The 4,603-nt window shown below is 70.0% G+C and carries 4 protein-coding genes; 3 read left to right on the top strand and 1 reads right to left on the bottom strand.

Annotation, left to right across the window (positions count from 1 at the left end; translation table 11 throughout):
• The 3 genes from sucB to VN779_RS15890 form a co-directional block, all read left to right on the top strand.
• The coding region (gene sucB, locus VN779_RS15900) for a 2-oxoglutarate dehydrogenase, E2 component, dihydrolipoamide succinyltransferase (protein WP_325723987.1) at positions 1-999 on the top strand (999 nt) is incomplete at its 5' end.
• Between the two features lie 133 nt (positions 1,000-1,132).
• On the top strand, positions 1,133-1,906 hold the full coding sequence (locus VN779_RS15895; protein WP_325723985.1) for a hypothetical protein: 774 nt from the start codon (positions 1,133-1,135) through the stop codon (positions 1,904-1,906).
• A 103-nt stretch (positions 1,907-2,009) separates the two neighbouring features.
• The gene (locus VN779_RS15890) at positions 2,010-3,362 is read left to right on the top strand and encodes an FAD-dependent oxidoreductase (protein WP_325723984.1); all 1,353 of its coding nucleotides are present in this window, start codon (positions 2,010-2,012) and stop codon (positions 3,360-3,362) included.
• A gap of 24 nt (positions 3,363-3,386) precedes the next feature.
• Here the strand turns inward: VN779_RS15890 and VN779_RS15885 are convergent, their stop codons facing one another.
• Positions 3,387-4,370 carry a Gfo/Idh/MocA family oxidoreductase gene (locus VN779_RS15885; protein ID WP_325723982.1) on the bottom strand — a complete coding sequence of 328 codons (984 nt, stop codon included), beginning with the start codon at positions 4,368-4,370 and terminating at the stop codon, positions 3,387-3,389.
• Positions 4,371-4,603 lie beyond the last annotated feature (233 nt).

Below are 4,603 nucleotides of genomic sequence, written 5' to 3'. Positions count from 1 at the left end.
GCGTCGCAGACTCAGAGCACGGCGCAGTCTCAGAACGCGGCGCAGCAGGATGACGACGGTCCCGGCGCGTACGTGACCCCGCTGGTGCGCAAGCTCGCCGCCGAGCGCGGCGTGGACCTGGCGACGGTCAACGGCACCGGCGTCGGCGGACGCATCCGCAAGCAGGACGTCATCGAGGCGGCCAAGGCGCTCGCCCCGAAGCCCGCCCCCGCACCGGCCGCCGTCAACGGCGCCGCCGCGCCGAGCGCTCCCGCGGCCCCGGTCGCGGTCTCCCCGCTGCGCGGGCGCACCGAGAAGCTTTCTCGCCTGCGCACGGTCATCGCCAAGCGGATGGTCGAGTCGCTTCAGGTCTCCGCGCAGCTGACCACGGTCGTCGAGGTCGACGTCACGCCGATCGCGCGGCTGCGTGACCGGGCGAAGCGGGACTTCGAGGCCCGCGAGGGCGTCAAGCTGTCGTTCCTGCCGTTCTTCGCGATGGCCGCGGTCGAGGCGCTCAAGCAGTTCCCGCAGGTGAACGCCTCGATCGACATGGAAGCCGGGACCGTGACCTACCACGGCTCGGAGAACCTGGGCATCGCGGTGGACACCGAGCGCGGCCTGCTCGTCCCGGTGATCAAGAACGCCGGGGACCTCAACCTCGGCGGGATCGCTCGGGCCATCGCGGACCTCGCGGCGCGCACCCGCGACAACAAGGTCTCCCCGGACGAACTGGGCGGCGGCACCTTCACGCTGACCAACACCGGTTCGCGCGGCGCGCTGTTCGACACCCCGATCATCAACCAGCCGCAGGTCGGCATCCTGGGCACCGGCGCGGTCGTCAAGCGGCCCGCCGTGGTCACCGACCAGGTGCTCGGCGAGGTGATCGCGGTGCGCTCGATCGTGTACCTGGCCCTGAGCTACGACCACCGGCTGGTGGACGGGGCGGACGCGGCCCGGTTCCTGAGCACCATCAAGGCACGGCTCGAGGAAGGGCGCTTCGAGTCCGAGCTCGGGCTGTAGCCCGCCGCCGGACCGAGACCGCTTTCACGTCCCGGCAGCTCCCGCTTCGGCGGGCGCTTGCCGGGACGTGTCGCGTTTGGGCAGCTCAGCGCCAATATCGTCGAAAAGCTCCGCGCAGCCCTGAGAAGTGCATATGCGTTCGCTCAGGAAGTGGTTGTACGGTAAGCCGACCGACGGCGTATTTACCTTCCAGGGCGGGACGATGGCATCGCAGGCCAGCAAGAAGAACGCGCAGGAGCGCCGCGCGCAGATCGAGAAGATGCGCGCGGAGCAGGCGCGCCTTGAGCGCAAGCGCAAAGTCTACTTCGGCGTGGGCGCGGGCGTGCTGGTCCTCGCGCTGGTCGCCGGGCTCATCGCGCTCGCCCTGTCGAAGAAGAACAACAACACGCCTGCCGCACAGACCAACACCACACCCAACGCGCTCGCGCAGACCTGGGACGGATTGACCGGGCAGACCGTGGACGGCGTCTCGGCGCAGACCCAGGAACAGCTGGCCTACCACATCCACGCGCACCTGGCGATCTACGTGAACGGCAAGCAGAAGCTGGTGCCCGCCGGCATCGGCATCGTAAAGCCGTGGACGACCGAGCAGCTGCAGGACGGTTCACAGTTCGTCGATGGTGGCAAGCAGCTGTACTACCTGCACACGCACGACAGCAGCGGCGTCCTGCACGTCGAGTCGCCGACGACCAAGGAGTACACCCTCGGCCAGATCTTCGCCGAGTGGAACCAGCCGCTCTCGACCGGCCAGGTCGGCCCGGCGTCCGGCACCGTCATCACGTATGTCAATGGGCAGAAGTACACCGGGAACCCGTCCGACATCAAGCTGACGCCGCACGAGGTCATTCAGCTTGACGTCGGCCAGGACGTCGCGTTCCAGCCGTACGCCTTCGCCTCCGGTCTGTAAGCCGGCGAGCCGGTAGGCCCGGCGGCGGGCATATTCGGATTCTGACGATCCCCCAGCGGGTAGGTAGACCGGGACACCGATCTGACCTCGCTGGGGGATTCGTATGCGTACGGACGTGTGCGTCGTCGGCGGGGGAATCGCCGGGCTCGCCGCGGCCGCGCGACTGGTTGCCGCGGGCCTGACCGTGACCGTATTGGAGTGCGCTGATGATCCCGGGGGCCGAGCCCGGGACGCGCGGATCGGCGGCTTCGTCCTCGGCGACGGCGCGCATCTGCTGCACACGACCTGGCCCACGCTGCGGCAGACCATTTCCCCGGCCGAACTCCAGCTCGGCGGATTCGCGGCGGGCGTACGGATCTGCTCCGGCGGCGGCGGTGCGGGCGAACCAAGGGCTGACCAAGCGAGAGCCAGTCAGGCGGGAGCTGGCGATCAAGGCAGCAGCGCACCGGCGGACAACGTGGTGCGGCGCGTCCGGTTCGGCGCCGCGCCCGCGAGGCCGCAGCAGACCTTTTCGGTGCTGCGTATGCCGATCGGGACGGCCGCGGACAAGGCTCGGCTCTCCAAGCTGCTCTACCGACTCGGCACTACTGCGCCGGAGCGGGCATTGGGCGGCCCGGAGCACTCGGCAGCGGACTCCTATGCGGTACGCGGCTACTCCGCCGAGTTGGTGGACCAGTTCCTGCGGCCCTATCTAGCCGCCCTGGCCGCAGACGAAGACCTCGCCGCCTCGGTGCGCGGCGCGGACTGGCTGCTGCGACTCCTGGTGCGCGGGCGGTTCGCGGTCGCGGGCGCGGGCACCGGCGCGCTCGTGCGTGAGCTTGTCAGGAGGCTGCCGGTCGGCACGATTGAGCTGGGTGTGCGAGTACACACCGTGCGCGCGGACCGAGTAGTCGGCGACACCGGGGAAATCAGGGCCCGTGCGACGGTCGTGGCCGCCGATCCGTACGGCGCGATGGAGCTTCTGCCCGGCCTGCACGAGCCGCGGATGCGGTCGGTCACGACGCTTTGGCATGCGGTGGACGACGCGCAGCTGCCGTTCGAGCCCGACCGCGCGCCATCAGTGCTCGTGGATGCAGAACCGGGGTCACCGATCGCGCGCACGGCCGTGCTGAGCCGCGCCGCACCCGGACTCGCGCCGCCCGGCCGCGCGCTGGTCGCGACGACGGTGTTCGGCGGCGACGGCAAGGAGCCGGCGGCGTTGGATCGCGCGGTCCTCGATCGGCTTTCCCACCTGCACGGAGTGCCGTCGAGGCGCTGGGAGACCCTTGATATCCGGCACGTCGAGCACGCAGTCGTCACCATGCAGTCCCCGCACAACTTCGCCCGGCCGGTCCGGCTCATCAAGGGTCTGTATGTGTGCGGAGACCACCGCGACCTGCCGAACGTCGAGGGCGCGCTGCAATCCGGTCACCGGGCGGCCGAGGCCGTGCTGGAGGATCTCAATATTCAGCCATAGCCGGTCGATTCGCCGCGCCGGCTGCTACTCGCCGGGGTAGCGCAGCCCGATCTGCTCGCGGATGAGGTCGAGCGTGCGCATGATCGACAGCGTCTCGTCCAGCGGCATGACAGGGCTCTCCTTCTCCCCTGCGCGCAGGCAGCGGCCGACCTCGGCCGCCTGCAGGCGCAAGCCCTTGCCCTCGCGCGGGAACTCAAGGTTCTGCGTCGTGCCGTCCAACAGCGTCAGCTTCGCGGGCAGCCGGCCGTCGGCCCAGTCCACGATGTCGATCCGGCCCTTGGTGCCGGTGATCGAGGCCGTATTCGCGGTGCGCGCGTCCAGCGCGGTGCTGATCAGCGCCTGCGCGCCGCTTTGATAGCCGAACACGGCCGAGGTCTGCGCGTCCACGCCGGTGGCCGCCTCGGTGGCGAACGCGGCGATCCGATCGGGCGTGCCGAGGAACATGGAGGCGAACGAGACTGGGTAGATGCCGAGATCCAGCAGCGCGCCGCCGCCGAGCGCGGGATCGAGCACCCGGTGCGCCGGGTCCGCGCTGAGCACCTCGCCGCGATCCACGATCAGCGAGCGGATCTCACCGATCCGGCCGGCGGCGACCAGCTCACGCAGCCCGATCTGGTGCGGCAGGAACCTGACCCACATGGCCTCCATCAGGAAGACCCCGGCCGCGCGGGCCGCCGCGACCATCCGCTCGGTCTGCGCCGCGTTGATGGCGAAAGGCTTCTCGCACAGCACCGCTTTTCCGGCGGCCAGCGCGGTGAGCGTGACCTCCTCGTGGCCGGTGTGTGGCACCGCGACGTAGATCGCGTCGACCTCGGGATCGGCGGCTAGCGCGTCGTAGCCGACGTGCCGGCGCGCGACGTCGTGCGCGTCGCCGAACCGGTCCGCCGACTGCTGCGAGCGCGAGCCGACCGCGACCAGTTCGGCGTCGTCGAGCAGGCGCAGATCCTCAGCGAAGGCGGCGGCGATGACACCTGTCCCGGCGATGCCCCAGCGGATCCGTTCAGCCATGTGCGGCTCCCCTCCTTGATCGTCGCTGCTGATTCACCCTATAGCCAGGCGCCTGCTGCGGGCAGCGCCTAGAGATCGCTGCGCACAGTGCCTATCGATCGCTGCGCACAGCGCCGATCGATCGCTGCGCACAGTGCCGATCAATCGCTGCGCGATATGCGAACCAAGCCGTCCGCCCTTGACTCGTTCGTTCGCCCTGTGACCGAGGTCACGGGCGTGCGTGCCGTCGCGAG

This window comes from Actinocrinis sp., from assembly GCF_035605935.1.
GTDB lineage: Bacteria > Actinomycetota > Actinomycetes > Streptomycetales > Catenulisporaceae > Actinocrinis.
This window is presented reverse-complemented; position numbering and strand designations above follow the sequence as displayed.

Excerpts from the sequence above, each read along its gene's own strand:
- VN779_RS15895 (WP_325723985.1), top strand. The coding sequence starts at position 1,133 with ATGCGTTCGCTCAGGAAGTGGTTGTACGGTAAGCCGACCGACGGCGTA.
- VN779_RS15890 (WP_325723984.1), top strand. The coding sequence starts at position 2,010 with ATGCGTACGGACGTGTGCGTCGTCGGCGGGGGAATCGCCGGGCTCGCC.
- VN779_RS15885 (WP_325723982.1), bottom strand. The coding sequence starts at position 4,370 with ATGGCTGAACGGATCCGCTGGGGCATCGCCGGGACAGGTGTCATCGCC.